Origin of the sequence: Kribbella sp. C-35 (assembly GCF_046549195.1) — a bacterium.
Taxonomy (GTDB): Bacteria; Actinomycetota; Actinomycetes; order Propionibacteriales; family Kribbellaceae; genus Kribbella.
Window position 1 is genome coordinate 837,583 of record NZ_JAJPWG010000005.1, and the last position, 26,443, is coordinate 864,025.

23 protein-coding genes are annotated in these 26,443 nt (G+C 67.9%); 15 read left to right on the plus strand and 8 right to left on the minus strand.

Going from position 1 to position 26,443, the window contains the following annotated elements; genetic code table 11:
• The first annotated feature begins 48 nt into the window (after window positions 1–48).
• Complete coding sequence (locus ACLJOO_RS34245) at window positions 49–858, plus strand: PaaX family transcriptional regulator C-terminal domain-containing protein (protein WP_410791807.1); 810 nt, start codon at window positions 49–51, stop codon at window positions 856–858.
• 159 nt (window positions 859–1,017) lie between these two features.
• Entirely contained in the window at window positions 1,018–3,315 is a 2,298-nt protein-coding gene (locus ACLJOO_RS34250; protein ID WP_410791808.1) for a hypothetical protein, read from the plus strand.
• A 269-nt stretch (window positions 3,316–3,584) separates the two neighbouring features.
• Here the strand turns inward: ACLJOO_RS34250 and ACLJOO_RS34255 are convergent, their stop codons facing one another.
• Window positions 3,585–4,835: an MFS transporter gene (locus ACLJOO_RS34255; protein ID WP_410791809.1), complete on the minus strand. Its 1,251-nt coding sequence runs from the start codon at window positions 4,833–4,835 to the stop codon at window positions 3,585–3,587.
• Window positions 4,836–4,891: 56 nt separating this feature from the next.
• Here ACLJOO_RS34255 and ACLJOO_RS34260 point away from each other — a divergent pair, with 56 nt between their 5' ends.
• A complete protein-coding gene (locus ACLJOO_RS34260) occupies window positions 4,892–5,851 on the plus strand; it encodes a DUF5937 family protein (protein ID WP_410791810.1) in 960 nt (319 codons plus the stop codon).
• Here the strand turns inward: ACLJOO_RS34260 and ACLJOO_RS34265 are convergent.
• Together ACLJOO_RS34265 and ACLJOO_RS34270 are read right to left on the minus strand one after the other, a co-directional pair.
• Window positions 5,848–6,267: a DUF1801 domain-containing protein gene (locus ACLJOO_RS34265; protein ID WP_410791811.1), complete on the minus strand. Its 420-nt coding sequence runs from the start codon at window positions 6,265–6,267 to the stop codon at window positions 5,848–5,850. The two genes, ACLJOO_RS34260 and ACLJOO_RS34265, sit on opposite strands and share 4 nt — an antisense overlap.
• A gap of 7 nt (window positions 6,268–6,274) precedes the next feature.
• Window positions 6,275–7,303: a LacI family DNA-binding transcriptional regulator gene (locus ACLJOO_RS34270; protein ID WP_410791812.1), complete on the minus strand. Its 1,029-nt coding sequence runs from the start codon at window positions 7,301–7,303 to the stop codon at window positions 6,275–6,277.
• A 129-nt stretch (window positions 7,304–7,432) separates the two neighbouring features.
• Between ACLJOO_RS34270 and ACLJOO_RS34275 the strand changes: the two genes are divergently transcribed.
• The 10 genes from ACLJOO_RS34275 to ACLJOO_RS34320 all read left to right on the plus strand — a co-directional run bounded on the left by ACLJOO_RS34275 (window position 7,433) and on the right by ACLJOO_RS34320 (window position 19,537).
• Entirely contained in the window at window positions 7,433–8,788 is a 1,356-nt protein-coding gene (locus ACLJOO_RS34275) for an ABC transporter substrate-binding protein (RefSeq protein WP_410791813.1), read from the plus strand.
• Window positions 8,789–9,700 (plus strand): carbohydrate ABC transporter permease, encoded by a 912-nt coding sequence (locus ACLJOO_RS34280; protein ID WP_410791814.1) that lies wholly within the window; start codon window positions 8,789–8,791, stop codon window positions 9,698–9,700.
• A complete protein-coding gene (locus tag ACLJOO_RS34285) occupies window positions 9,697–10,533 on the plus strand; it encodes a carbohydrate ABC transporter permease (protein ID WP_410791815.1) in 837 nt (278 codons plus the stop codon). The genes ACLJOO_RS34280 and ACLJOO_RS34285 overlap by 4 nt, the downstream gene beginning before the upstream one ends.
• A gap of 15 nt (window positions 10,534–10,548) precedes the next feature.
• Window positions 10,549–12,456 carry a glycoside hydrolase family 2 protein gene (locus ACLJOO_RS34290; protein ID WP_410791816.1) on the plus strand — a complete coding sequence of 636 codons (1,908 nt, stop codon included), beginning with the start codon at window positions 10,549–10,551 and terminating at the stop codon, window positions 12,454–12,456.
• Between the two features lie 39 nt (window positions 12,457–12,495).
• On the plus strand, window positions 12,496–14,130 hold the full coding sequence (locus ACLJOO_RS34295; RefSeq protein ID WP_410791817.1) for a ricin-type beta-trefoil lectin domain protein: 1,635 nt from the start codon (window positions 12,496–12,498) through the stop codon (window positions 14,128–14,130).
• Between the two features lie 108 nt (window positions 14,131–14,238).
• Window positions 14,239–15,789 carry an ABC transporter substrate-binding protein gene (locus tag ACLJOO_RS34300; RefSeq protein ID WP_410791818.1) on the plus strand — a complete coding sequence of 517 codons (1,551 nt, stop codon included), beginning with the start codon at window positions 14,239–14,241 and terminating at the stop codon, window positions 15,787–15,789.
• On the plus strand, window positions 15,786–16,724 hold the full coding sequence (locus tag ACLJOO_RS34305; RefSeq protein ID WP_410791819.1) for an ABC transporter permease: 939 nt from the start codon (window positions 15,786–15,788) through the stop codon (window positions 16,722–16,724). The genes ACLJOO_RS34300 and ACLJOO_RS34305 overlap by 4 nt, the downstream gene beginning before the upstream one ends.
• On the plus strand, window positions 16,721–17,503 hold the full coding sequence (locus tag ACLJOO_RS34310; protein ID WP_410791820.1) for an ABC transporter permease: 783 nt from the start codon (window positions 16,721–16,723) through the stop codon (window positions 17,501–17,503). The genes ACLJOO_RS34305 and ACLJOO_RS34310 overlap by 4 nt, the downstream gene beginning before the upstream one ends.
• Window positions 17,500–18,990, plus strand: coding sequence for an ABC transporter ATP-binding protein (locus ACLJOO_RS34315; protein WP_410791821.1), 1,491 nt, complete (start codon window positions 17,500–17,502; stop codon window positions 18,988–18,990). Before ACLJOO_RS34310 ends, ACLJOO_RS34315 begins: the two co-directional genes overlap by 4 nt.
• On the plus strand, window positions 18,974–19,537 hold the full coding sequence (locus ACLJOO_RS34320) for a GNAT family N-acetyltransferase (RefSeq protein ID WP_410791822.1): 564 nt from the start codon (window positions 18,974–18,976) through the stop codon (window positions 19,535–19,537). Before ACLJOO_RS34315 ends, ACLJOO_RS34320 begins: the two co-directional genes overlap by 17 nt.
• A gap of 101 nt (window positions 19,538–19,638) precedes the next feature.
• On the opposite strand, the gene ACLJOO_RS34325 is transcribed toward ACLJOO_RS34320, so the two are convergent.
• From ACLJOO_RS34325 to ACLJOO_RS34335, 3 genes are all read right to left on the minus strand, one after another.
• Entirely contained in the window at window positions 19,639–20,295 is a 657-nt protein-coding gene (locus ACLJOO_RS34325) for a DUF2278 family protein (protein WP_410791823.1), read from the minus strand.
• A 35-nt stretch (window positions 20,296–20,330) separates the two neighbouring features.
• Window positions 20,331–21,239: an NADP-dependent oxidoreductase gene (locus ACLJOO_RS34330; protein ID WP_410791824.1), complete on the minus strand. Its 909-nt coding sequence runs from the start codon at window positions 21,237–21,239 to the stop codon at window positions 20,331–20,333.
• A 114-nt stretch (window positions 21,240–21,353) separates the two neighbouring features.
• On the minus strand, window positions 21,354–22,292 hold the full coding sequence (locus tag ACLJOO_RS34335; protein ID WP_410791825.1) for an NADP-dependent oxidoreductase: 939 nt from the start codon (window positions 22,290–22,292) through the stop codon (window positions 21,354–21,356).
• 112 nt (window positions 22,293–22,404) lie between these two features.
• Here ACLJOO_RS34335 and ACLJOO_RS34340 point away from each other — a divergent pair, with 112 nt between their 5' ends.
• On the plus strand, window positions 22,405–22,944 hold the full coding sequence (locus ACLJOO_RS34340) for a MarR family winged helix-turn-helix transcriptional regulator (protein WP_410791826.1): 540 nt from the start codon (window positions 22,405–22,407) through the stop codon (window positions 22,942–22,944).
• Between the two features lie 291 nt (window positions 22,945–23,235).
• Here the strand turns inward: ACLJOO_RS34340 and ACLJOO_RS34345 are convergent, their stop codons facing one another.
• Both ACLJOO_RS34345 and ACLJOO_RS34350 read right to left on the minus strand, forming a co-directional pair.
• Window positions 23,236–24,123, minus strand: a complete 888-nt coding sequence (locus ACLJOO_RS34345; RefSeq protein WP_410791827.1) for an NAD(P)-dependent oxidoreductase — start codon at window positions 24,121–24,123, stop codon at window positions 23,236–23,238.
• Window positions 24,123–24,938, minus strand: a complete 816-nt coding sequence (locus ACLJOO_RS34350; RefSeq protein ID WP_410791828.1) for a hydroxypyruvate isomerase family protein — start codon at window positions 24,936–24,938, stop codon at window positions 24,123–24,125. Before ACLJOO_RS34350 ends, ACLJOO_RS34345 begins: the two co-directional genes overlap by 1 nt.
• A 151-nt stretch (window positions 24,939–25,089) precedes the next feature.
• Between ACLJOO_RS34350 and ACLJOO_RS34355 the strand changes: the two genes are divergently transcribed.
• Window positions 25,090–26,427: an extracellular solute-binding protein gene (locus ACLJOO_RS34355; RefSeq protein WP_410791829.1), complete on the plus strand. Its 1,338-nt coding sequence runs from the start codon at window positions 25,090–25,092 to the stop codon at window positions 26,425–26,427.
• The last annotated feature ends 16 nt before the right edge of the window (window positions 26,428–26,443 follow it).

Here is a 26,443-nt window from a genome sequence, read left to right on the forward strand (position 1 = left end):
GAGAGGATGAGCGCAGCGAACCACTGGGAACGGCTCCGAGGAGACGCGATGAAGCCTCGGTCGATCGTCTTCGACCTGTTCGGCGACTACATCCGCTATCACGGCGGCGAGGTCCGGCTGCGCACACTGACCGCGCTGCTGGAGTGCTTCGACGTGGGCGAGAGCACCGTGCGGGTGGTGATGGCGCGCCTGCGGCGCGAGGGCTGGTTCGACACCCGGCGGGACGGCCGCGAGACGGTGTATGCACTCAACGACAAGAGCTGGCGACTGCTCGACGAGGGGCGGACCCGGATCTTCGAACGGTCCCGTGAGCCATGGAACCGGCAGTGGTCGATGGTGATCTACTCCGTCCCGGAGAGCGAGCGAGCCCTCCGCGAGGAGTTGCGCAAGGAGCTCGCCTGGCTCGGGTTCGGGCCGCTGACGTCGTCGACCTGGGTGAGTCCGCACGACCGGCTCACCGAGATCCAGGAGCACTTCGCCGATCAGCCGTCGATCCAGCTCGATCTGCTGCAGTGCACCTCGTCCGGACTGTCCCGCGACCGCGAAATGGCGGCGCGATGCTGGGAACTCGACTCCCTCGACGCCGACTACGCGACCCTGCTGCGGACCTACCGGCCGCGCATGCGCTCGTACCGCGCCGGCTCCCTGTCGCCACGCGAGGCGCTCGTCGAGCGGATGAAACTGGTTCACGACTACCGGATGTTCCCGTTCCGCGATCCCGATCTCCCCGAAGAGCTGCTCCCCACCGGCTGGCACGGCCGCGAGGCGCATGACCTCTTCCTCCAGGCTCACGAGGCCCTGAAGGCGCCCGCCGACGGGTTCTTCGTCGAGGCCGCTGGCACCGACCGCGTCGCCTGACTCGTCAGGTACGGCGACGCGGCAACGTTGTCATGTGTCAGATTCTTGACGAGCGGCGTACATATGTACTTCAATCCCCACGTATTTCAAGTACCAGCCCCGAACAGGATCGCCGGCCCCGGTCCGCCCTCCCCCTCGCGTGCTCTGGAGGCACCGCCGATGAGACCGATCAAATCGACCCTTGCCGTGCTGGCCGCGGGCGGGCTACTCGCCTGGTGGGCGTATCCCGCCGCGGGCCAGCAGACCGCCGCCGCAACACCACCCGCCCCGGGTCCCGGCGTACTGAACGCTCTCCCGCCCACCGCCGCACAACTGGAGAACACCGGCATCTGGCAGGCCCAGCCGACCATGGTGTGCCACAGCAACGCGTACCGCGACGGCGAGTTCCTCAACCAGGGCTGCGTGTACGACGACCAGGGCGCCCAGCTCGTCACCACCAACTGGCCAGAACATTCCCTCACGTTCGCGTACACGTATCCGACCAACCCGGCGTACCGAGGCAACGCCGCCGACCTGGTCGAGGTTCGCGTCAAGCCGCTCGCCGACGCGACCGCGTTCCGGATCACCTTCAACACGATGACCGACCCGGACCTGGTGGGTACGACGATCGCGCTCGGCAACTCGCTGCTCCCGAAGCAGGCGCCGCACGGCGCGAACACCCTGATGCCGGCCGAGAAGTTCGTCACCGTCCATGGCCGGACAGGTGACATCGTCGACGCGGCCACCGGCAAGACGTCACCCGTGGCACCGACGGTCTCGGTCGACGTCGCGCGCCGGCAGGTCGAGGTCCGCGTCCCGCACACCGCCTACGACCCCGGCACGCGCACCGTCCGGGTCGCCGCGGCAGCCGGTCTGTGGGACCGCGCCGGAGACAAGTTCCTGCTCCCGCAGGCGGTCGCCGACGCGACCCACCCAGGTGGCGCGCTCACGGCCGGCCTGCGACCGTCGGCGTACTTCGACGTCGCGTTCCGGCAGGAGCCGTTCGACTCGCCGTGGCGCAACGACAACCAGAAGACGACGCTTGCCAGCGGCAACATCGGCAAGTTCTTCGCGAACGTGGACTTCGCCAAGCTGGCGCAGCACACGACCGACAACAGCGCCGTCCCGACCTCGGGCTACATCGAGCGGCTCTACGCCACGAACAGCGAGGTCGCGCAGGGCCGCCGGTTGCCGGGAGACGCGGGCAAGCCCCCGCTCGGGTCCTTCACCCAGCAGAACGGCGCGACCGTCGACGGTGCAGGTATGCCGAGTGTCCAGTTCGGCTGGATCTGCCGCGACGACTGCGTCTCCGACCTCCCCGGCCGGCTGCAGCGGTACGTCGCCTACGTCCCCGCCCTGCCGCGCCCGGCCAACGGCTACGCGAGCATGGTCTGGACCCCCGGCTACGCCCAGAGCGCGAACGACCAGGTCGGCGACCCCGGAACCGGAGCGCTGCTGCCGGCCGGTGACCGGGACCTGTTCCATCAGGTCGCGAACCGCCCGTCCGCCCCGACCGTCGTGATCTCGGTCGACGGCCGCGGCAACGACAACTGGTACTACGGACGCTCCGGAGCATCCGTGTTCGAGGCGCTCGCCGATGCGCGGCGCGCGTTCGGGCTCGACCCCACGCGCACCGTGATGAGCGGCTTCTCGAGCGGCGCGTACGGCGCGAACAAACTCGCACTGCAGTTCCCCGACGTGTTCAGCAAAGCCTTCATCTGCGACGGCCTGAACATGGCACCGTCGTTCCCCGGGATCAACGGCATCGCCGACACTCTTCCCGTCGACACCGCGACGCAGCACGAAGCTGGCTCGGTCCTGACACCGTTGCTGCCGTCACGCCGCAACCAACCGGTGCTGGAATGGGCCGGCCTTCCGGACAACTACATCCCGTACAACATCCCCCGGGAGCGTGCGAACGCCTATATCGCCGGCGCGCAGTACGACTTCACCTTTGACAGCTGGCTCGGCGCATCCTCCGATCACGTGGTGATGTGCGCGAACGCGACCTGGAAGGTGCTGACCGACTGGCTCGGCGACATGCGCGGCACGCAGGATCCGTTCCACGTCACCTACGTACGCAACCCCGCCATGGACGACCCGGAATCCGGACTGGTCGGCGACCACGCCTACTGGTTGTCCGCCATCCAGAGCCGCTCCGCTGACCTCGGCACCATCGACGTACAGTCGCACGGCTTCGGCCTCGCCGACGCACCAGCCGCCCCGGTCGTCACCGGCGCGGGCGTCGCGACCGGCTCGACAGTGCCCGTCAACGCCTACACCTCCGAACACCGCACCAAGCCGGCTCCCGTCAGTGCACCGACCGCGAACCGGCTCGACATCACCGCAACGAACATCAGCACGGTGACGATCGACCCCCAGCAGGCCAAGGTCACCTGCGACGCCGACCTGCACGTGACAACCGACGGACCACTCACCGTCCGCATGCTCAACTGCCCCGACCGCACCTTCAACTAAGGGCTTCCCAGCGGGTGATGGCCTGGTCGAGGTGGGTGGCGACCAGGCCATGCAGGTCCCACCCTCGAGCTGAACCCCGACTGGCCCGCCGACACCGGCGTCATGCTCCGCCGCCGGCCGGGCCCGGCTCGACGCCACCGGCAACCCCGTCGGCCTCCGCGAGGACGACCCGGCGACGTCGGCGGAGCCCTTCTCCCGCGAGAAGGCGGACATGCTCGAGTACGCCGCACCCATCGAGGAGTTCCTCGCCGCCTGCCGCTGGCGCAACATCATGCTGAAACGCCTCTGACCAGAGAGCACGACCGGCTTCTGCTTGCTGCGGCGCGGTTTGCGACGATCGCGGTTGCGGTGCCGGTGACTGCGAAGAGGGTTCCGAGTGCGATCCAGCCCAGAGTGCCGTGGTCGATGGCGGTTGTGGTGACGACCGCCGGGCCGAGCATCAGTGCCAGCGCGAGGCCGGTCTGGCTGAGGCCTTGGTAGGCGCCGGCCCGAGCGGGGTCGGCGAGTTCGAACGCCATACCCCAACTCCCCGCTTCGCCGCGCGTCTCGCCTGCGGAAGAGGCGATCGCGCCGAGCAACAGGACGCCGGTCGCTGCAGCGGCGCCGAGGTGACCTGCGAGTGCGAAGAGCAAGCAGGCCGCGAGAAGCAGCAGGCCGGCTCGGCGTGCTGATCGTCCGGCCGTGCGCAGGTCCTGGGTGCCGCGGGACGCGCGGACCTGGAAGAGCGCGACGTACGCCGTGTTGACCACGAGGAGCGCCGATACGACGACGGTCGGCGCCTCGGTGTGATCCGCCACCCACAGCGGGATGCCTACCGACGTCAGCCCGAAGTGGATCGCCAGTAGAGCGTTGAGAACGGTCGATGCGACGTACGTGCGATCTTTCAGCGGCGACGGTCCCCGCGGCGCCTCGACGCTTGCGGAGGCATCCATTCGCTCCGCCAGCCCGGAGACTCTCCGGCGCAGACCGGCCAGTGGGATCGTGCCGAGGATGGTGATGACGCCGACAAGCACCACCGTCAGGCGGTACGCCGTTGCCGTGTCCACCACCAGAGCCAGACCCGCAAGCAGGGTGCCGATCCCGATGCCGACGTTCATCACCACGCGCAACCGGGCGCGGACGGCAACCCGCTCCGGGCCGACGAACCATCGGGCGAGCAGCGTCATCTGGGCGGTGCTCTGCACACCGCGGGAGGCGGACACACAGGCCGCGACCACGACGAAGGTGACGACGTCGTGGGCAAAGGCGTATCCCAGCAGTGCGACGCCGTGCGCGGCGAGGGCCCACTGCTGAAGCCGATCGGCGCCGCAGCGGTCACTCAGCCGCCCACCGGCGTACGACGCCAGGACACCGACTGCACCGGCGAGGGCGAGACCGATTCCGACCGTGGCCGGGGACAGGCCTACCCCGCGAGTGAAATACAGCGCGCTGACCGCGAAGAACATCCCACGGGACAGCGCCAGCGCGGACACAGCGGAGGCGAGCGCACGCTCGACAGGATCACGAAGGAGTTCGGGCACGCGTCAGTTGTCGCATCCGGGTGTCCGGCGCCACCACTGATGTAGCGTATTGCTTCATGATCGAGTACGAGCTCGTCGACAACGATCTCGGTGAGGTGCGTTTCGCGATCTCCCCGCTGAACGAGCTCGTGCTGTCGCTACGGACGCTGCGCGATCCGGGCCGGTTCCCGCTGCAGCTGCCCTGGCTGCGCGCCACCGAGGCGGCCCGTGCCGGGCTCCCACTGGATCTGCTCCGCGCCTTGACGAACGAAGAGCTGTGGACGCCGGACTTCCTCACCCCGCGGCCGTACACCCCGCTCGGCAGGATCGACGACGAGCTCTCAGCCGTGAGCACCACACCGACCAGCGTCGTACGCGCGGACCTGGCCGAGGTCCACGCCGACGCACTGCCGCCGGCGCTTCGAGGCCGGCCGGACAGGGTGCTCACCCGTGTCGTGGAGGCGCTGAGGGACTACTGGGATGCCTGCTTCGAGCCGTACTGGCAACGCATGCGGACCGTGCTCGAGGCCGATGTCGTCTACCGGGGCCGGGTCACAGCACAATCCGGCCTCGCGGCGATGTTCGCCGACCTCGCCCAGCACATTCATCTCGAGGACAACGTCGTGTGCGTGCGCCTGCGCAGCAACCTTTCGTACCGCGCCACGACGGCCGGCCGCGGGCTGACGCTCGCCCCGTCGCTGTTCAGCAGGCGGGCGTCGTCGCCGATCTCCCCCGACGAAGCACCGCACATCATGTACCCGGCGCGCGGCCTCGGAACGCTCTGGCAGACCGAGACAAGTACGCCGGCTCTTGCCCTGGTGGGCCTGATCGGCCGCGTCCGCGCCCGGCTGATGGGACTCCTCGAAACACCGACATCGTCGACCGAACTCGCCGTACGCCTGGACGTCACGCCGACCGCCGTCAACCAGCACCTGCGAGCACTACGAGCGGCCGGCCTCCTCATCTCCGCACGCCACGGGCGCTCCGTCCTCTACCGCCGCTCAGACCTCGGCGACAGACTGGTCCACGGGGCCTAGTCCGACGACTCGCGGGCGCGGTGCGGGTAGGTACCGGCGGTCAGATTCTGGTACGAGCGCCGTACGACCGTCTCGAGCACGTCGAGGTCGATCTCGTCGAGCTTCTTGATGTACACGCAGCCGACGCCGGTCGTGTGCGGACCCAGCTTCTCGAGCAGGTCGGCGTGCGCCCCGACACCGTCGTTGAGATAGACCGTGGTCGCCGTCGACCGCGGCGCGAAACCGGCCGCCGGTGCATCGCCTTCCCGGCCACTCTCGTACCGGTAGTGGTACTCACCGAAACCCACAACGGTGGCCCACATCCGCGGCTCCTCGCCGGTGACCCGGCGCATCAGCTCGATCATCGTCTCGGCGTCCCGGCGACGCGTCGCCGAGCGCACCTTGGCGAGGTGGGACTCAACCTCCGAGCTCGTCATAACGGCATCATTCCACTGCGCCCGCGTCCTGGCCTGTGGTGCTTTCGCGGATCTGGAGGGTGTAGTCGGCGGGTAGTTCGGCAGGCGCGGAGCGGTCGCCGTCCAGGCGGTTCAGCAGGAGTCGTACGGCGTTCTTGGCGATCTGGGTCTTGTCGGGGCTGATCGTGGTGAGGCTCGGGGTGCTGTACCGGCCGTCCTCGATGTCGTCGAAGCCGACCAGGGCAATGTCGTCGGGGACGCGGAGGCCACGGCTGAGGATGGTGCGGAGTGCACCGAGGGCCAGCAGGTCGTTGTAGCAGAACACCGCGTCGGGTGGCTCGGGGAGCGCGAGCAGGTCGGCCATCGCGGCGGCGCCGTCGGCCCGGTGGAAATACTCCGTCGGCCGAACGAGCTCGGGGATCACCTGTCGGCCGGCCGAGCGGAGAGCAGCCCGGTAACCCTGCGTCCGGAGCTGACCGGTCTGGCGGGTCTCGTCGAACTGGTCGCCGATCGCGGCGATCCGCTGCCGGCCGAGTTCGATGAGATGCCGCGTCGCGAGCTCGGCGGCGCCGACGTTGTCGATCATGATGTGGTCGAGCCCGCCCTGGATGACACGCTCACCGAGCAGCACCACCGGCGTCGACGACGCCCGGTTGCGCAGATCGGCACGGCCGAGTGCCAGCGGGTTGAAGATCAGCCCGTCGAACATCGCGGCCCGGTTGCCGCGCATGACCAGTTCGCGCTCGCGGACCGGGTCGCCGTCGGTCTGGTCGACCACGACCGTGTAGCCCGCCACCGCCGCCTGCTCGATCACGGCCCGGGTCAGCTCGGCGAAATACGGTACGTCGAGCTCAGGCAGCACCAGCGCGATGAGTCCGGAGCGGCCGTTGCGCAGCGTCCGGGCGACCGCGTTCGGCTGGTATCCCAGCTCGTCGAGCGCACGTTGCACTCGGGCACGGGTCTCCGCGGCGACCTGCGGGAAGTCGTTGACGACGTTCGACACCGTCCGGACCGAGACACCGGCCCGCTCGGCGACTTCGCGCAGTGTGGCGGCCACTGGGCACCTCGTTTCGTGAGCGGTTTCGTGAGCGGCTGAAGTCTTGACACTTGCAACGTTGCAACCTTAGCGTCTCCAGCACCACTTGCAACGTTGCAAGCTCAGCAAAAGTCATGAAGGACTCACGCCATGACCACTCCCCTGGCAAGCCCACTTTCCCGCCGCACCCTGTTCCGCGGGGCCGGCGCCGCGCTGGTGGCCGGCGGCGTCGGCGCCTGCGCTCCCGGCACCACCACCGGCAGCAGTCCGCTGCCGAGTGCAAGCGCAACCAAGCCGTCCGGTGAGATCACCATCTGGGACCGCACCGGCGACCTGTACAAGGTGTTCGACAAGGCGATCGCGTCGTTCACCGCGAAGTACCCGCAGGTGAAGGTCAACCACGTTGCCGTCGATATCAACGCCAAGCTGCCGGCGACACTGATCAGCGGCGCGGGCGTGCCCGACGGTGCGTTCTACGACGATGCGCTGCTCACCGGTGTCGCGCCGCACCTGCACGATCTCAGCCAGCTGATCGAGCAGTACAAGCCGGACATCGCGCCGTACAAACTCGGTGTGGTGACCGTCGACGGCAAGGTCGTCGCGGTGCCCTGGGACCTCGATCCCGGGCTCCTGTTCTACCGCGAGGACATCGTCACGCAGGCGGGCGTCGACCCGGCGAGCCTGACGACGTACGACGCTCTGCTCGACGCCGCGCGGACTGTCCGGGAGAAGTCTCCGAACGCCAAGCCGATCCACCTCGAGAACGACCAGTTCCTCGCTCAGCTGTGGATCGACATGTTCGCCAACCAGCAAGGCGGCGGGATGGTCGGCGCCGACGGCAAGCTCACGATCGACTCCGACCCGTACCGCAACGTGCTGACCTGGCTCGACAAGGTCCGGTCCGAAGGGCTGGGGACGCTGGCGAAGTACACCCAGCCGACCGATCTGCAGACGCAGGACAACGGCACCCAGGTGTTCGTGCCCTGGGCACAGTGGTTCGTGTTCGCGCCGCAACAGTTGCTGAAGGCAAGCAAGGGCAAATGGCGGGCGGCCGCACTGCCCGCCTGGCAGGCCGGCGGCGCGCGGGCGGGCGTGATGGGCGGTTCGTCGTTCGTCATCCCGGCCAAGGCCAAGAACCCCGAGCTGGCCTGGCGGCTGTACGAGCACCTCGTGTTCAGCAAAGAGGGCTACACGACGGTCTACGGACCGAACGACGTGTACCCGGGCGGGCTCAACACGTCGATCCCGTCGTACCTCCCGGCGCTCGACCCGAACGCCCCGCTGTTCAAGCCGATCGAGGCGCTCGGCGGCCAGGACCTGTGGAAGGTCGCGGTCGAGGCAGGCAAGCAGGTACCGAGCGGGTACACGATTCCCACCTGGTGGGGGAAGGCCGTCGACTACTTCGGCGTCAACGTGCAGAAGCTGCTGGCCGGGCAGATGACACCCGATGAGGTCCTCAAGACGTCGGCGACCCAGATCCAGAAGAACCTGATGGGGCCCAGCTGAATGGCGACCCTTACCGAGGCGACGACGACCCGGCGGCGGGCGCACCGAGTACGACGGCGCCGGGTCAAGGCCGCGCCGTACCTGTTCGTCGCGCCCTTCGTCCTGGTCTTCGCCGCGTTCAGCGCGTACCCGATCTTCTTCGCCCTGCAGTTGAGTTTCACCGACTGGCACGGCGCGGGCGCGTTGAAGGTCACAGGGCTCGCGAACTACAGGTACCTGCTGACCAGCCCGGACTTCTGGCAGTCGATGGCGACGTCCGGCGCGCTCTGGCTGCTCGTCGTACCGGCGCAGGTGCTGCTGGCGCTGACCATCGCGGTCGCGTTGCGCAAGGCCCGGTTCCGCGGACTGTTCAGTGCCGCGCTGATCGCGCCGTTCGTGACGCCGCTGGTGGCGATGGCGCAGGTGTGGATCATTCTCTTCGACCAGGACTTCGGCGCCGTCAACCACGGCTTGTCGTCGATCGGATTGCCGACAATCGGCTGGTTGACAACCTCCGCGGGGGCGAAGGTGACGGTCGCGCTCCTCGTCCTGTGGAGAACGACCGGTTACGCCGTCATCCTGTTGCTGGCCGGATTGTCGACAATCCCCTCAGACGTCTACGAGGCAGCCCGGATCGACGGGGCCGGCGCCTGGCAGCAGTTCTGGTCGATCACCGTCCCGTTGGTGACCCGGACGCTCAGCTTCGTCGTCGTCATCGGCACGCTGACTGTCTTCCAGTTGTTCGCCGAGCCGTACGTCGTGACCGGCGGCGGACCGTTCAACGCGACCAGGACCGCCGGGCTCTACCTCTACAAGCACATCACCAACTCCGACCTCGGCCTCGGGGCGGCGAACTCGATGCTGCTCGTGGTGATGGTGCTGGCGTTGTCGCTCGCGTCGATCCGGCTACTGCGGTCCAGGGAGGATTCATGAAGTCTCTTGGACGCTACGGCCTGCTGACGGTCGCCGGTGTCATCAGTCTCGCGCCGCTGCTGTGGATGATGGCCTCGTCGCTCAAGGCCGGCGGTGACATCATCGCGCGGCCGTTCAGCTTCGACCCGGGGCAGCTGACGCTGACGAACTTCCGGTCGATGCTGGACACGATCCCGATCGGCACCGGTTTCCGGAACACCGCGATCGTGGTCTTGGTCAAGGGCGCGCTGACGATGGTCTTCTGCCCGATGGCCGGGTTCGCGTTCGCGAAGTACGCCTTCCCGGGCAAGCGGCTGCTGTTCGCGACCGTGCTGACCACGTTGATGCTGCCGACGCTGGTCCTGCTGATCCCGTTGCTGCTGGAGATGAGCCAGCTCGGCTGGGTGAGCACGTTCCAGGCCCTGATCCTGCCCGGCGCGATCGACGCGTTCGGCGTGTTCTGGATGCGGCAGGTGATCCTGGCGATCCCCGACGAGCTGCTCGACGCGGCCCGGGTCGACGGCGCGGGCGAGCTGCGGATCTTCGCGAGCATCGTGCTCCCGGTGATCAGGCCGGGGCTGGCGGCACTCGGCGTACTGACCTTCATCAACATCTACAACGACTTCGTCTGGCCCGTGGTCGCGGTGAACGACGAGCAGCACCAGACCCTCCAGGTGATGCTCTCGGCACTCGCACAGAACATCCGCTCGGGCCAGCTCGGCGCGGACTGGACCAGCGTTTGGGGTCAGTTGCTCGCGGCAAGCACCGTGGCCGCGATCCCTGTCCTCGTCGTCTTCGTCTTCCTGCAACGTCACCTGATCAAAGGCGTCATGGCCGGCAGCCTCAAGGGCTGAGACCTGGAGCAAACTGTGAACACACGTCCCGAATATCCACGCCCGCACTTCGACCGATCCGGCCGCTGGCTCAACCTCAACGGCGAATGGGAGTTCGCGCGGAGTCCCGGCGAGTTCACGGAAACCGTTGTCGTCCCGTTTCCGTGGGAGCACGCCGCCTCCGGTGTCGTCGCACACTGGCTGCCGACGGCCTGGTACCGGCGACAGATCGAGCGCCCGGCCGACTGGGCCGCGGAGCGGACCATCCTGCACTTCGGCGCCGTCCATCATCGCGCGACCGCCTGGGTGAACGGCGAGCTCGCCGTCGAGCACGAAGGCGGTTACCTGCCGTTCGAGGCCGACATCACCGAGCTCTTGGACAACGGCGCCGGCGAACTCGTCGTCCAGGTCGCCGCGCCGACCGACAAGCGGTTCATCCCGCACGGGAAACAGCGCAGTATGCCCGCCGACGACTACGACGGCTGCGCGTTCACCCCGTCCAGCGGGATCTGGCAGACCGTGTGGCTCGAGCCGCGGCCGCCGTCGTACATCTCCCAGCTCGATCTCCGCCCGACCGAAGCGCTCGACGGCATCGAGGTCACGTTCTCCGGCCCGTCGCCGGTCCGGATCGAGATCCCTGGGGTCGTGGTCCGCGAGTACGACGAATGGCCCGGGACGGCGACGCTGCCGATCGCCCAGCCCCGCCTGTGGAGTCCTGACGATCCGCATCTGTACGACGTAGTCGTGACCGCCGGCGCGGACACGGTGCGTGGATACACCGGGTTGCGGAAGGTGGAGTGGAACGGCGGCAACCTCATGGTGAACGGCGTACCGACGTACGTGCGAGGCGTGCTCGATCAGGGATTCTGGCCGACGGGCGGGCACGCGGCGCCGAGCGACGAGGCCCTTCAGCAGGACCTCAGGCTGGCGCGGGCGGCCGGGTTCAACCTGGTTCGCAAGCACATCAAGCTCGAGGATCCGCGGTGGCTGTACTGGGCCGACCGGCTCGGGATGCTGGTGTGGGCCGAGCCGCCGTCGACCGGGCGCTTCACGCCTGAGGCAGTCGCGGCCTTCGAGGACGTGACGGCCGGGATGGTCGCACGGGACGGCAACCATCCGAGCATCGTGATCTGGGGCGGGTACAACGAGGAGTGGGGGCTCGACTGGGACGTGCCCGGTGACCCGGCGAAGCAGGACGCCGTACGTCGTGCGTACCGGATCATCCGGGACGCGGATCCGACACGTCCGATTGTCGACAACTCGGGCTGGGCGCATGTCGAGACCGATCTGGTCGACTGGCACTACTACGACGAGAACGTCGCCTCGTGGGCAGCGACCGTGGACCGGCTGGTCAATACCGCCGACGGCGCCTTTCCGGTCAAGCTCGGGCCTGATCTCCTGGTGGACAAGGCGATCGCGGCCCCCGGCTTCGATGCGACCGACAAGATCCAGCTGAACGGTGAGTACGGCGGCGGCGCGACGAGCGTGGAACGTGGGTGGCACCTCCGTTGGCAGACCCAGGAGCTCCGCCGGCACCCGCGCAACGCGGGCTACATCTATACCGAGTTGTACGACATCGAGCACGAGACGGTCGGTGTCCACACCTACGACCGCCGTACCAAGGATCTCGGCGGCGTCGTCCCGTCCGACGTCCACGCAGAAACCGTACTGATCGTCGACCTGACACCTGAGGCGCCGGGCCGTGACCTCGTGCTCTCAGGAGAGGCCGCGACTGTCCCGATCCGCGTCTCTCACCACGGGCATGAGCCTCTGCTGGGCACATTGCACTGGGCAACTGGTACGGCACCGGTCGACGCCAAGCCCTTCACCGTCACCGATCCGATCGACGTCACGGTGTCCGAGCCCGGACGCGTCCGGCTATGGCTCACGGACGCCGCCGGCACCGTCGTGGCTCGCGCCTTCATCGACGTCACCACCGAGTGACCTTCCCTCGACCCACCGCCCTTCGTCAGAGGAGGATCCATGCCCATCCGTAGGCTACTGGTTGCCCTTGGCATCATTGCGGCAGCGCTCGTCACCCTGCCGGCAAGCGCCGCACCACCGGGCAACGTGCTGTACAGCCCGAACCTGTCCACCTTCCCGAACGCCGACGCCAGCTACCCGCGGGCGATCCGGCTCGACCACGACGGCAACGCCGGCCGGACGGTCCTCGCGACCTTCGCTCGGCGCAACGAATCCGGACCGAGCAACTTCCCGGTCTTCCGCAGTACCGACGGCGGCGCCACGTTCGGTGGCAACCCGATCAGTACGATCACCTCGAACACGGCCGGGTGGGATCTCGGTGCGCCCGTGATCTACGAAGTACCGCGCACCGCCAACGGGCTCAACGCCGGCGACCTGCTCGCGGCCGGTACCGCCTGGGACGAGGGCAACTTCACCGCCCAGAAGATCGAGGTGTTCAAGAGCACCGACCACGGCGCCAGCTGGCAATACCTGTCGAACTGCACCCAGACCAGCGGCCAACCGAACACGATCGGTCAAGGCATCTGGGAACCGTGGTTCCTGCTCGCGCCGAACAACACCCTCGCCTGCTTCATCTCCGACGAACGCCCAGCCGGTTCGCCGACCAACAACCAGATCATCGGCCACTACACCTCGACCAACGGCGGCGCGAGCTGGAGCGGGAGCATCACCCCGGACGTCGCCTTCCCCGCGGACAACCTGGCGCGCCCAGGTATGTCGATCATCACCCCGCTGCCCAACGGCCAGTTCATGATGACCTACGAGCTGTGCCGCGACGCCACCAACGCGGACCACGCCTGCGAGGTCTACTTGAAGACCAGCCCCGACGGCCTCAACTGGTCACCGACAAACAGTCCAGGCACCCTCGCTCAGACCAACGACGGCCGGCATCTCCTGCACACGCCGTACGTCGCCTGGATCCCGGGCGGCGGCCCGAACGGCACGCTGCTCCTCTCCGGCCAACGTGTCGTCACCGGACCGACCGGCAACAAAGCAGTGATGGCCGAGTCGGGATCGGTGCTCCTGGCAAACACTTCCCTCGGCAGCGGCAGCTGGACCGAACTCGAGGCTCCCGTCAACGTCAATCCCACCGGCAGCTACGGCCCGGGTGCACCCGGCTGTCCCGGCTACAGTTCGCCGATCGTTCCGTCGGCCAACGGTACGTCGTTCCTCTACCTGGCAGCCACGTGGCTCGGCACCGGGAACCAATGCCAAGTCCGCTTCGGCACCGGAGCCGTCGGCGGCCTCACCGGCGCGATCACCGGACCGGCCGCAGCCGGCAAGTGCCTGGACGTCGACCACAACACCGCAGTCAACGGAAACGCCGCGCAACTGTGGACCTGCGGCGCCGTACCCGGCCAGCAGTGGACCATGATGGCCGACGGCACCATCCGCGCCTTCGGCAAGTGCCTGGACATCGTCGGCAACGGTACGGCGAACCTCACCAAAGTCCAGCTCTGGGACTGCGGAACCGCCGGTGGACAGATCTGGCAACCGCAGGCCAACGGTTCGCTGCTGAACCCACAATCCGGCCGCTGCCTGGACAGCCCCGGCGGCGCCACCGCCGACGGCACGAAACTCCAGATCTACGACTGCAACGGGCTCGACCCCCAGAAATGGAAGGTGCCGCTGTAACGCGAGCATGCCGAACGCTTCACGGGATCGGCTGGCAGTTGGTCAGATGAGATGAAAACCATTATCATTTTCGACTGTCTGCCGGTGTCGTGAGGAGTGAGGTCCCAGATGTCCCCGTCAAGTCATGCGTTGAGCCGTCGGACGCTGCTCGGCCTGGCCGCGGCCGGTGCAGCGGCCGCGGTGCTGCCTGGGTGCGCCGGCGGAAGCGGCACCCAGCAGGCCGTCGGAAAGCCGCGGACCGGCGGGCGTCTGCGGGCCGTGTTCTCCGGTGGCGGCGCGACCGAGGTGCTCGATCCGCATCAGACCAACCTGTACGTCGAGATCGCGCGGGCCAAGGCGCTGTTCGACAAGCTCGCAGACTACGGCTCCGACATGGCACCCGAACCGCGGCTCGCGCAGGGATGGGAGCCGAGCGCCGACCTGCGGACCTGGCGGATCACGTTGCGCGAGGCAAACTTCCACGACGGCCGCCCGGTGCGGCCCGCGGATGTGCTGGCAAGCTTCGCGCGGATCGTCGAGCCGGCATCCACCCGGCGCGCGAAGTCGGCGCTGTCGGTGATCGATCTGGCGAACAGCCGCGCGATCGGCGACCGTACGATCGAGTTCCGGCTCAAACGCCCGTACGGCGAATTCCCGAACGCGCTCGCCACGCTCGGGACCTATATCGTGCCGACGGGCACACCTGATCCGGCCAAGCCGGTCGGGTCGGGCCCGTTCCGGTTCCGGTCGTTCGAACCCGGTCGCAGTTTCGTTGCCGAGCGCAACCCCGACTACTGGGACGGGGCGCCGTACGTCGACGAGCTGCACCTCGTGATCAGCAACGACGAAGCGGCCCGCGTGAACGCCCTGCTGGGCAAGCAGGTCGAGTACGCCCACGACCTCACGCCGACCAGCGCCCGCACGCACGAGAAGACCGTCCAGATCCATCGGCTTCCGCTGAGCAACTTCCACGGGCTCGCGATGAAGATCGACCGTCCGCCCTTCAACCGGCCTGAGCTACGCCAGGCGCTGTTCCACCTGGTCGACCGCGACGAGTTGATCCGGTCCGTTCTGCACGGATCGGGTGAGGTCGGCAACGATCTCTACGGCAAGAACTACCGCTACTACGCCGACGGCCTGGGCCAGCGCAGTCAGGACCCGGAGCGCGCCAAGGCGCTGGTGAAGCAGGCCGGGGCCGACGGCCTGACGATCGATTTCGACACCTCCGACGCCTCGACCGGCCTCAAGGAGGCCGCACTGGCGATCAGCGACCAGGCGCGCACCGTCGGACTCCACTTGAACGTGAAGCTCGGCAACAAGGACACCTACTGGGCCGACATCGCGAAGAACGGCGTGCTGGCCAGCTATCGATCGGGCGCGATGCCGCTCGAGTCGCACATCTCGCAGCGACTGCTGACCAGCTCGACGACGAACAACACGCAATGGCGTCGACCGGAGTTCGACAAGCTGTACTACGACTCCCAGTCGACCACCGACGAGAAGCGACGCGCCGACCTGTACCTGCGCATGCAGGAGCAGCTGTTCAACGAGGGCGGCTTCCTCTGGTGGGGCGTTTCGGACTGGATCGTCGCGTCGGCGCCGACCGTGCAAGGCATCGATGCCAAGGCCCCCGCGAACACTCTGAACTGGGCACGCTTCGACAAGGTCTGGATCGCGTGACGCGGTACGTCGTCCATCGCCTGCTGCTCGGTATCGTCCAGGTCCTCGTGGTGATGACGGGGATGTTCTTCCTGACCGAAGCGCTACCCGGCGACGCCGCGGTGACGATCGCCGGAGACAATCCGGACCCGGCGATCATCGCGGCGCTCCGGGAACGCCTCGGCCTGAACGAGTCGGCCTGGCACCGGCTCGGCGACTGGCTGGTCGCGGTGCTGCACGGCGATTTCGGTCACTCGTTGATCGGTCCCCGCTCGGTGGCGGACATCGTGGCGGCCGCCGCCGCGCCGACGGTTCTGCTGGCCGGTCTGACGGTGGTACTGCTCGTTCCGCTGTCGCTCGGGCTCGGTCTGCTCGCCGCGCACCGCGAGGGCAGTCGCTGGGATCGCCTGATCACCGGCAGCACGGTCGGGCTGTACTCGGCTCCCGAGTTCGCGATGGGAATCCTCGTGGTCACGGTCTTCGCCGTGCAGCTCGGCTGGTTCCCGCCAACAGCCGTCGGTACGTCGCTCGCCGACAACCCGGCCGTTCTCGTACTGCCGGTCGTCGTGCTCCTGCTGCGCCCGATCTGCTCGCTGAGCCGCTTGGTGCGCGCCGGAATGATCGACGCGCAGCAGTCGGACTACGTGCGGCATGCCAGGACGATCGGACTGTCGCCGGTCCGCATCCGGCTGCTGCACGCGCTGCCCAACGCGCTCGCACCATCGGTCCAGCAACTCGCGCGCACGGTCGACTGGCTGGTCGGCGGGGTGATCGTCGTCGAGGCGATCTTCGTCGTCCCGGGCCTGGGCACCACCCTGGCCGCGGCGGTCGCGGCGCGCGACCTCCCGGTGGTCCAGGGGCTGGCCGTCCTGCTGGCAACTACCACGGTCGTGGTCAACCTCCTGGCCGATGTCGCGGCTCGTGCGCTCGCGCCCGCGGCGGAGGACGTCCGATGAAAACAGCGCGCGGTTACCTCCTGCCGGCGACCTTGTTCGCCGTACCGCTCCTCATTGCCTTGGTCGGCCCGTTCTTCGCCTCCGACGACACGACCAAGGACGTGCCGTTCGGCGCCAACGACCGCCTCGGGACCGATTTCGTGGGGCGCGACGTGTGGAACGAGGTGTTGCTGGGCGGACGGTCCCTGATCCTCGTCGCCGTCGCCGCCACGATCTGCACGTACGTCGTCGCCGTACCGCTCGGACTGGTCGCGGGAATGACGCGAAGCCGCGGCCTCGACGAGCTGTTGATGCGCCCGCTCGATCTGTTGCTCGCGGTCCCGTCGATGCTGATGCTCCTGCTGCTCGTGTCGATCGCGCCCCAGTCCGTCTGGGTCCTCGTCGCGGTCGTTGCCCTTATCAACCTTCCGGACGTGATCCGGATCAGCCGGGCCGCCGCGCTGTCGCTGTCCGCGCGACCTGCCGTCGAAGCGATGCGGCTCCAGGGCGAGAGCCGGATCCGCATCGGTCTCGGGTACGTCGCCCGATCGATGCGCCGCACGCTCGCGGCCGACATCGGCACGCGCTTCACGGGTGCGACCTACCTGATCGCCTCGGCCAGCTTCCTCGGCGTCGGCATCTCCCCGCAGTCGAGCGACTGGGCCGCGATGGTCGACCGCAACCGCGGCGGCCTGTTCGTCCAGCCGTTGGCCGTCGTCGTGCCGGCGCTCCTGCTCGTGATGATGGCCGTCGGCGCGAACCTCGTCTTCGACCGCTTGCTCCGGAACGAGGCCCGATGAACGTCGTCGAAGTACGCGACCTCGGCGTGCGGATCGCCGGACGCGACATCGTGTCCGGTGTCTCGTTCACCCTCGCGGCCGGCAGCATCACCGCCCTGGTAGGAGAGTCCGGCAGCGGCAAGACCACCACCGCTCTCGCCCTGCTCGGCGAGCGGGCGGCCACCGGTCACCTGGAGATCGCGGGATCGATCGGCTACCTGCCGCAACAGCCGTCAGGAGCGTTGAACCCGGTACGACGGATCGGCGCCGTGCTGAAGGAGATCGCACGACTCCACGCACCGCGTGCACACGTTCGGCAGCGGGTCCTGGATGCGTTGCAGCAAGCTCAGCTTCCCGACGGCGAGCAACTGCTGCGCAGGTATCCACACCAGCTTTCCGGCGGGCAACAGCAGCGGGTCGTCCTCGCCCACGAGCTGATCGGCCGCCCGGCGCTCCTCATCGCCGACGAACCCAGCACCGGCCAGGACGCCGTGATCCGCGCCGGCCTGATCGACGAACTGCGCGCCGTCGCCCGGCAAGGCATCGCGATCCTCGTCCTCACCCACGATCTGCATCTGGTCCGCCGCCTCGCGCACCACGTGCTGGTCATGAACAGCGGCCGCATCGTCGAGGCCGGACCGCCGGCAGAGATCCTCTCCGCACCGCAGCACCCCTACACCCGGCGTCTGGTCTACGCCCAGCAAGTGCGGGCGCTCCCCGCGTCGCCTCCGTCCGGCTCAGCTGTTCTCACGGTGGACGACCTGGTCGCGGGCCATCGCCGTACCGAGACACTGCACAAGGTCTCACTGACGATCGAGTCCGGAGACACGCTCGCGATCGTCGGGCGCTCCGGCAGCGGCAAGACCACGCTGGCCCGATGCATCGCAGGCCTTCATCCGTATCGAAGCGGCGACCTACTCCTCGGCGACACACGACTGTCGCCCCTGCTGCGGCGACGGACCCGTGAACAACTGGCCCGGATCCAGTACGTCCACCAGGACACCCGGGCCTCGTTCAACGAGTTCACGCCCGTACTCGAGCAGGTCGCCCGGACGGCCGAGCGGCTGCGCGGAGTGGATCGTGCCGAAGCGCGGCAACGCGCTCTCGACGGCCTCAGCCGCCTCGGCATTCCGGAGACAACGGCAACCCGCTTGCCCGCAGCGCTGTCCGGTGGTGAATTGCAGCGCGCCGCGCTCGTTCGTGCTCTCCTGGCCGAACCGGACCTGCTGATCTGCGACGAGATCACGTCCGGCCTGGACACCGTCGTACAGGCCGAGCTCATCGACGTACTGCGCACCCTGCAGGAGTCGACGCGTTGCGCACTCCTGATCATCACGCACGACTTGTCCGTTGTCGCATCCCTCGCCCGCCGGGTCGCCGTACTGGATTCCGGCCAGATCGTCGAGCACGGCACCGCGGCCGGTCTGCTGGCCGAGCCACAGCATCCGGTCACCCGCGCGTTGGTGACCGCCTCAGGTCTGGAGGGACAACGTGAGTCGGTTGGGTGAACGACGCCTCGGAGAGTACGTCGTACGCAGCGCGCGGCGGACCGACATCGACGGCGCGCGATCGGTCATGCTCGACACCTTCTACCACGTGTTCGGGCACGGCTACATCCCTCGCTGGCACGCCGACGTCGTCGACCCCGGAGCGGCGTACTTCGACAATCCCCGGCAGCGGCTGTTCGTCGCCGTACTCGAGGAGGATGTCGTCGGAACCGCGGCCATCCGCGCCGACGGTCCCAACAGTCCGCCCCACCCGCCCTGGATCGCCGAACGGTACCCGTCCGGCACCACCGCCCAACTCTTCCGCGTCTACGTCCGCCCCAGCCACCGCCGCCACGGCCTCGCCCGCGCCCTCGTCGACCTCGCCTGCCGCTTCGTCGCCGAAACCCCCGGCTACGACACGATCTACCTGCACACCAACGCCGCAGTCGACGGCGCCGAACCCTTCTGGCGCAGCCTCGCCCACGAGATCCACGACGGCCGCACAGACCCCCGCCACAGCCCAGCCGTCCACTTCGAAATCCCCATCCCAACGACAAGCAGGACGTAAAGGCCGCGCTCTGCCAGCACAGGTCAGGAGCGTTTCTCTGCCTGGAGTTTGAGGCGGTGAAGGGCCTCGGCGTTGCGGGCCTGAACCGTCGCATTCCAGGTTTACAGGGGCAGGCCGTTGTCGTCGGTGTTCAGGGATTGGGGTTTGAACTTGGTGAGGAAGGCGATCAGTTCCCCATCTGGTCGTTGAATGATGGTTCCGCCGTCTTGCCAGATCCCGTCCAGGTGCTGGAACTGGCCTGGCGGATCGCCTTGGTTGTAGTGGATGTCGTGCACGCCGTTGCCGGTGGTGTACGGCGCGCCGTACACGTACACGCGTTCGCAACCGAGCAGCCGCTGTTCCAGCAGATCCAAGGCCTTGTCGGCCGAGCTGTCGACCCAGCCGAATCTGGGCGATCTCAGGATCGTGTTGACCCATTCGACGAGCGGACTGTAGACAACGCTGACGCATCCGCCGCTGCCGCGCAGCAACGGCGAGCGGACATAGTCGAGGGCACCGGATGCAGGCGTGCTGGCCAACAGATGCCAGCCGTCGCTCTTGGCGGCCGTCGGTGCGAAGAGTTGCGGGTTGAGATGTCGCACCTCGCGGTACTGCACCGGCACCCCACTCGGCGTCGACACGTCGATCGCGCATTCGTACTCTCCAGCGGGAGCCGCGACGTACAACTTCCCGTGGTACCAGGACCCGAAATCATCCGGATCCTCCCGAGCGAACCGAATCAACCGCCCGACCAGTACGCCGTAACTTGTCAGTGGCATCGATCCTCCCGTAGCCGGTCAGGCCGGCAACCGTGTCAGTTCACCTTGATCATGATCCTGCCGCGGGTGCGGTCTGCGAAAGTGCTGGGGACGGCCGCCAAGTCACGGACCTCCGTGACAAGCGGTGTGAGCCTCCCGTCGCGGAGGCGCGCGGCCAACTGGGCCGTCTGTTCGCGGTTGGGCTCGACGACGAAGAAGATTGCGCGGCTGTCGCGAGGGTGGACGGTCGGCGGGTCGGCGACGGTGACGAGGGTGCCGCCGGGACGCAACAGGGCGGTGGAGCGGTCGCGGATCTCACCGCCGATCACGTCGAACACCACGTCGACCTCGCCCGCGTCCTCCAGGCGGTCGCCGTCCAGATCGAGGAACTCGTGGACGCCCAAGGTGCCGGCCAGCTCCCGGTCGGCAGCCCGGCCGGTGCCGATGATGTGAGCTCCGGTCTCGCGGGCCAGTTGTACGGCGACCGAGCCGACGGAGCCGCCGGCGCCGTGGATGAGGACGGTCTGGCCTGCCTGCAGGTGAGCGTGGTCGAACAGCGCCTGCCAAGCGGTCAGGCCCGGCATCACCACAGCGGCCGCGGTGATGTGGTCGACGTCGGCGGGGAGCGGAGCCAGGTTGCGGGCCTCCACAGCCGTGTACTCGGCGAGTGTGCCGTTGCGCGCCCAGTCGGTCAGCCCGAAGACGCGCTGACCGACCGTGAGACCCGTCGTACCGTAGCCGAGCTCGACGACCACGCCGGACAGTTCGTGGCCGAGCACACTCGGCGTACGGTCGCGGCCGGCGCGGTCGACCCAGGTCCCGGGCCACTCCGGCTCACCTCGGAGGAAGCCCGCAGCGTGGACCTGCACGATGACGTCGTTCTCGGCGGCACGAGGGTGAGGCAGCTCGGCCAGGGTCAGCCCGTAGTCGTCGGCCTCGGGGTTCCGGACAGTGATGGCACGCATTGAAGATCCTTTGCAGCGGTCGGTGTGATGGTTCTCTTCGACCGTAGGCACCAGCAGCCCGCAATCGCTGGGCCATTCAAAGGCAGTTTCAATGGGCCACCCGGGCAGGTCAGTTCAGACGGCGGGAGGGACGGCTACGACCTTGCCGTGGATCTCGCCCGCGTCGGCCTGCTGGTGGATCGCGGGCAGCTCGCTCAGCGGTACGCGCCGGGCGATCTCGACGTGGAGGTCGCCGCTGTCGATGAGGGCGACGAGGTTCGACAGCACCTCCGCGTCGGGGTGCACGAAGATCGTGGCCGCGCGCACGTTTCGCTCCTCGTCGCCGGGCGTGGTCACGGTCGGCGTCGTGGAGACGACCACGCCGCCGTCACGGACCCGTGTGACCAGGGCGGTGAACCCGTCGGGGGTGATCGGGGCCAGGTTGAGCAGTACGTCGACGGGCTCGGTGACCGCATCGAGCACAGAGCTCGCCGTGTGGTCGATGATCTCGTCCGCGCCGGCCGCCTTGACGATCTCGCTGCTCCGCGGGCTCGCTGTGGCGATGACGTGCGCACCTGCGCGCTTGGCCAGCTGTACGGCGTACCCGCCCACCGGACCGCCGGCACCGTTGATCAGCAGCCGCTGCCCCGCCTTGAGCTCGCCGGCCTCGAAGAGTGCCTGTGATGCAGTGAGCCCGACCGACGGCAACCCGGCCGCATCGGCAAGCGGGATGCGCACCGGAGCCTTCACCAGTGCGCTCGCCGGAGCGACGACGTACTGCGCTGCCGAGCCGTCAGCGTTCATGGGGATGAACCCGACGACGTTCTCGCCCACCGCGAGCCCGTCCACCCCGTCGCCGAGCGCGTCGATTGTGCCGGAGACGTCGTACCCCGGAACGTGCGGCAGCGTCACCGGGATCGGCAGGAAGCCGCCGCGGATACCGCCGTCGGCCGGGTTGAACGCCGATCCGGCGACCTGGATGCGCACCTCCCCCGCGGCGGGGACCGGCTGGTCGGCGTCTTCGTAGCGCAGAACCTCGGCGCCGCCCGTTGCGTGGAACCGTACTGCCTTCATGATCTCTCCTCTTCGGCATTGTGCTTCGGATTCGAAGCAACTGAGATCAGCGTAGTACTGCTTCGAATTAGAAGCAAGTACTTCGAGTTAGAAGCACTGATAAGGTCGGCTCATGACCTCCTCGCCGCCTCCTCTGGATGCCACGCAGCTGGGCGCGTACTTCGCTCTCATCGAGGCGAGCAGCCTGCTGAGGCACGCCGTCGAGCAGCAGTTGCGCGAGGCCGGGGATCTCAGCTACGTGCAGTTCCAGCTCCTGGCCACCCTCGGCGACTCCCCCACGGGCAGCCGGCGGATGACCGATCTGGCCGACGGTGTCGTCTACAGCCGCAGCGGACTGACCTACCAGGCCCAGACGCTGGAGAAGCGCGGCCTCGTGACCCGGACGCAGTCCTCCGACGACGAGCGCAGCATCACCGTCACCATCACCGACGAGGGACGCGCCGTACTCGCAGGGGTCTTCCCAGGTCACATCGCCGTACTCGGCGACCTGCTGTTCGCCCCGCTGTCCAGCACCGACATCGAGACCCTCGCCGACATCCTCGGCCGCACCCGAGACCACATGCGCCAAACCCCACCGCGGTCAGCAGAACCCCGCCGCCGCAGCAAAGCGTCCAGCCACAAGCCCCCCAAGGACAAGGACGCCCAGTCGTGAAGCCAGCCACCACCGTCGTGTCGGTGCCGGTCACCGACCTGGAGCGCACGTGCGGTTCTGCCTCAGCTGACTCACACCCCATTTCCGGAACATAACTTGCACCTGCTGGCAGTTATGTTCCGGAAATCGGCGCAGGGGCACTCGTAGCGCGAGCTCCAGACGCGGGCCTTGTAGATCTCCGCACCGGTCAAGGTCCGCGTCGCCGATGTTCCTCCGCAACGCCACCAAAGACACCCGTTACGACTGGGTCTTCGACTACACACCACCAGCAGTCCACCGCTAGGTCAGAACTCACAGCTCGTTCTCCATTCCGTTCAGGGCTCGAGTGAGTCGCAGGAGCGCGGAGTGGTCCAGCCCGCCGTCGCCGCGGGCGCGGAGCGCGGTCATCAGTTGGGTGACGATCGCGGTCTGCGGTAGGGACAGCCCGTGCTCGCGCACGATCCCGGCGACGATCCCGAGATCCTTGTCGTGCAGCTCGACCCGGAACCCCGGATCGAACGTGCCGGCCAGGAAGGCGGTGCGCTTGCGGTCGAGCACCGCTGACCCTGCCAGGCCGCCGCCGATCGCGGACAGTGCTGCCTCGAGTTCGACACCGGAGCGCGTCAGCAGCACCACCGCCTCCGCGACCGCCTGCAGGTTGGCGGCAACAATCAGCTGATTGGCCGCCTTGGTGAGCTGACCGCTTCCAGGCGGCCCGACATACGTGATCGTGCGACCGATGGCGGAGAGCCCCGGCCGGACCGCTTCGAGCGCCGCCGGATCTCCCCCGACCATGATGCTGAGGGTGCCGTCGATCGCAGCCTGCTCACCACCGCTCACCGGGGCATCCAAAGCCGGTACGCCGTTCGCCGCCAGGGCCGCATGCACCTCAACCGCGACCGACGGCGCGATCGTGCTCATGTCGACGAAGACCTGCCCCTCGACACACGTATCCACCAACCCGTCTGCCCCGAACGCCACCTCCTGTACATCGGACGAGTCAGCGACCATCGTGATCACGACGTCAGCCCCCTTCGCGACCGCCGCGACCGAGCCGGCCAACGTGCCGCCCACAGCCTCGATCCGTTCGCGAGATGCCGGCGATCGGCCGTACGCCCGCACGAGGTGCCCCGCGCGCACCAGGTTGGCGATCATCGGCGCTCCCATCACGCCCGCACCGACAAATCCGATGGCACTCATCACGACCTCCGGCCGAATCGATCGGTCCAGCCGAGTGACTGCTCGGTCGGCCCGGTCGGCTGGTACTCAGCGGCAATCAGCCCCCGGTAGCCGGCCGCAACCAAGGCCTTCACGGTCTCCTCGATCGGCAGCCCACCGCTGCCGGGCTCGCCCCGGCCAGGGCTGTCGGCCAGCTGGACGTGACCGATCCACGGCGCAAGCCGCTCTGCGGCAGACACCAGGTCGACGCCGTTGCTGCCGAGGTGGAAGACGTCGAACAACAGCCGGACGTTCGGCGCCGAACGCAGTGGACCCTCGAGCAGCTCGACCACGTCATCGCCGTCGACCAGCGGATACGCACCGTTCAGGCCACGGGCGAGCGGTTCCAGAAGCACGATGCCGTCGATCTCGGCCAGAACGGTCGCGGCAGTCCGTACGGCGCGGATCGCGGTGTCCCGCTGCTCGGCGACGGACCACCGGTCATCCAGCTGGCCGTACAGCAGATTGAACGCGCGACACCCCGTCCGGCTGGCAATCCGTACCAGCAGCTCGGTGCTGGCGGCGAGTTCGTGCTGGCGGTCAGGGCGGCAGGCGACGCCGCGCTCACCGGCCGGCATGTCGCCGGCAAAGAAGTTCAGACCCGACAACGAGACGTCTGCCCGTTCCAGTGCGGCGACCAACGCATCGACCTGCTCCGTCGACGCAGCAGGACCGGCAAACGGCCACCACGTCTCGACGTGTTCGAAGCCCGCCGCCCGGGCCGCGGCAGGACGGTCCAGGTAGGGCAGCTCGGTGAACAGGATCGAGATGTTGGCGCTGAGCGGGAGTGACGGCATAGCAATACTCTCCTGAAAACTCGTCTTGTCTGCAATCTTGACAGACAAGTTTGCCGAAAGAAGGATACGTCGCAGGAACATCCCCACAGCTGATCCGAGCACCTGTCTCCGGGCACCTGTCTCCGATCACGCCGAGCGAAAGGTGATGGCGATGTCCGTCCCGCTCTCCCGTATGTCGCGCCGGTCCGTGCTCCGCCTGGCGGGCGGGCTCGGCGCTGCAGCGGTCGCTGCCCCGGCCCTCGCGGCCTGCGGCGACTCGGCCGGCTCCGGTTCGTCCAAGTCGGCCTCTCTCCGGTTCATGTTCTGGGGGTCCGACGACCGGGTGAAGCGCTTCCAGAAGGCGTGTACGGCGTTCACCGAGAAGAACCCCTCGATCAAGGTCAGCCCCGAGTTCGGTGACATCGACGCCATCGAAACCAAGATCACCGTCGCGATGTCCGGCAAGAACCTCCCGGACGTGCTGTGGGTGACCAGCGATCTGCTGCCTCAGCTCGTCGCCGGCGGGCACCTCATGGACCTGACTTCGCATCTGGGGGCGGGCAAGGGCATCGCCGACGCCGGCTTCACCGCAGCGATCAAGGCACCGGGCCAGATCGACGGCAAGCAGTACGCGATGACCCATGGGCTGCAGTCGATCGGGCTGTTCGCGAAGAAGAACGTCCTCGACGAGGTCGGCGTACCGGTGAAGAAGTACCCGGACTCGTACACCTGGGACGAGTACGCGCAGATCAGCGCGAAGATCCACGCCGCCAAGGGAGCGAAGTTCTTCGGTACCGACGACCCGAACACCGGTGGCGCCGCTGACTGGTTCGGTGCGTACGCCCGGCAGCACGACCAGGGCATGTGGGCGAAGAACGGCGACCTCGGGTTCACCAAGGACCTGATGACCGAATGGCTGACCTACTGGAAGCAACTCCGCGACACCCAGGCTTCGGTCCCGACCGCTCTGGCACTCGAGCAGAACCCGTACTTCGAGGGCGCGCCGATGATCCGCGGACTGGCGGCGTACCACATGCGCAACTCCAACCAGATGCTGGAGCTGCAAGGCCTGACCAAGGATCCGCTGGTGCTGATGCCCTGCCCGGGTAACGGCGGGGCGGGAAAGAAGGCGATCTCGCTGTCACCGAACATGCTGGCGATCGCCGCCAACACGAAGAACCCGGACGCGGCGCTCAAGTTCGCCGACTATCTGCTCAACGACGTCGACCGCGCCAAGATCATCGGTACGACGATCGGCGCCCCACCCACCCAGGCCGTGCGCGACGCGATCGCGTCCTCGGTGTCGGACGCGGAGAAGCAGTTCCTGACCTACATCGGCTTCGAGGCCGACGCCAAGACCGCGCCGCCACCCAACGGGCTGCCGACCTCGGGCGCCTTCAGCGGCGACATGGTCAAGGCCTGGCGGAACCTCGGCTACGACAAGGCCTCGATCCAGCAGACCGTCGATCTGATCTTCGGCGACCTGCGCACCAAGCTCCTGAAGAAGTAACCACCCCGAACGCGCG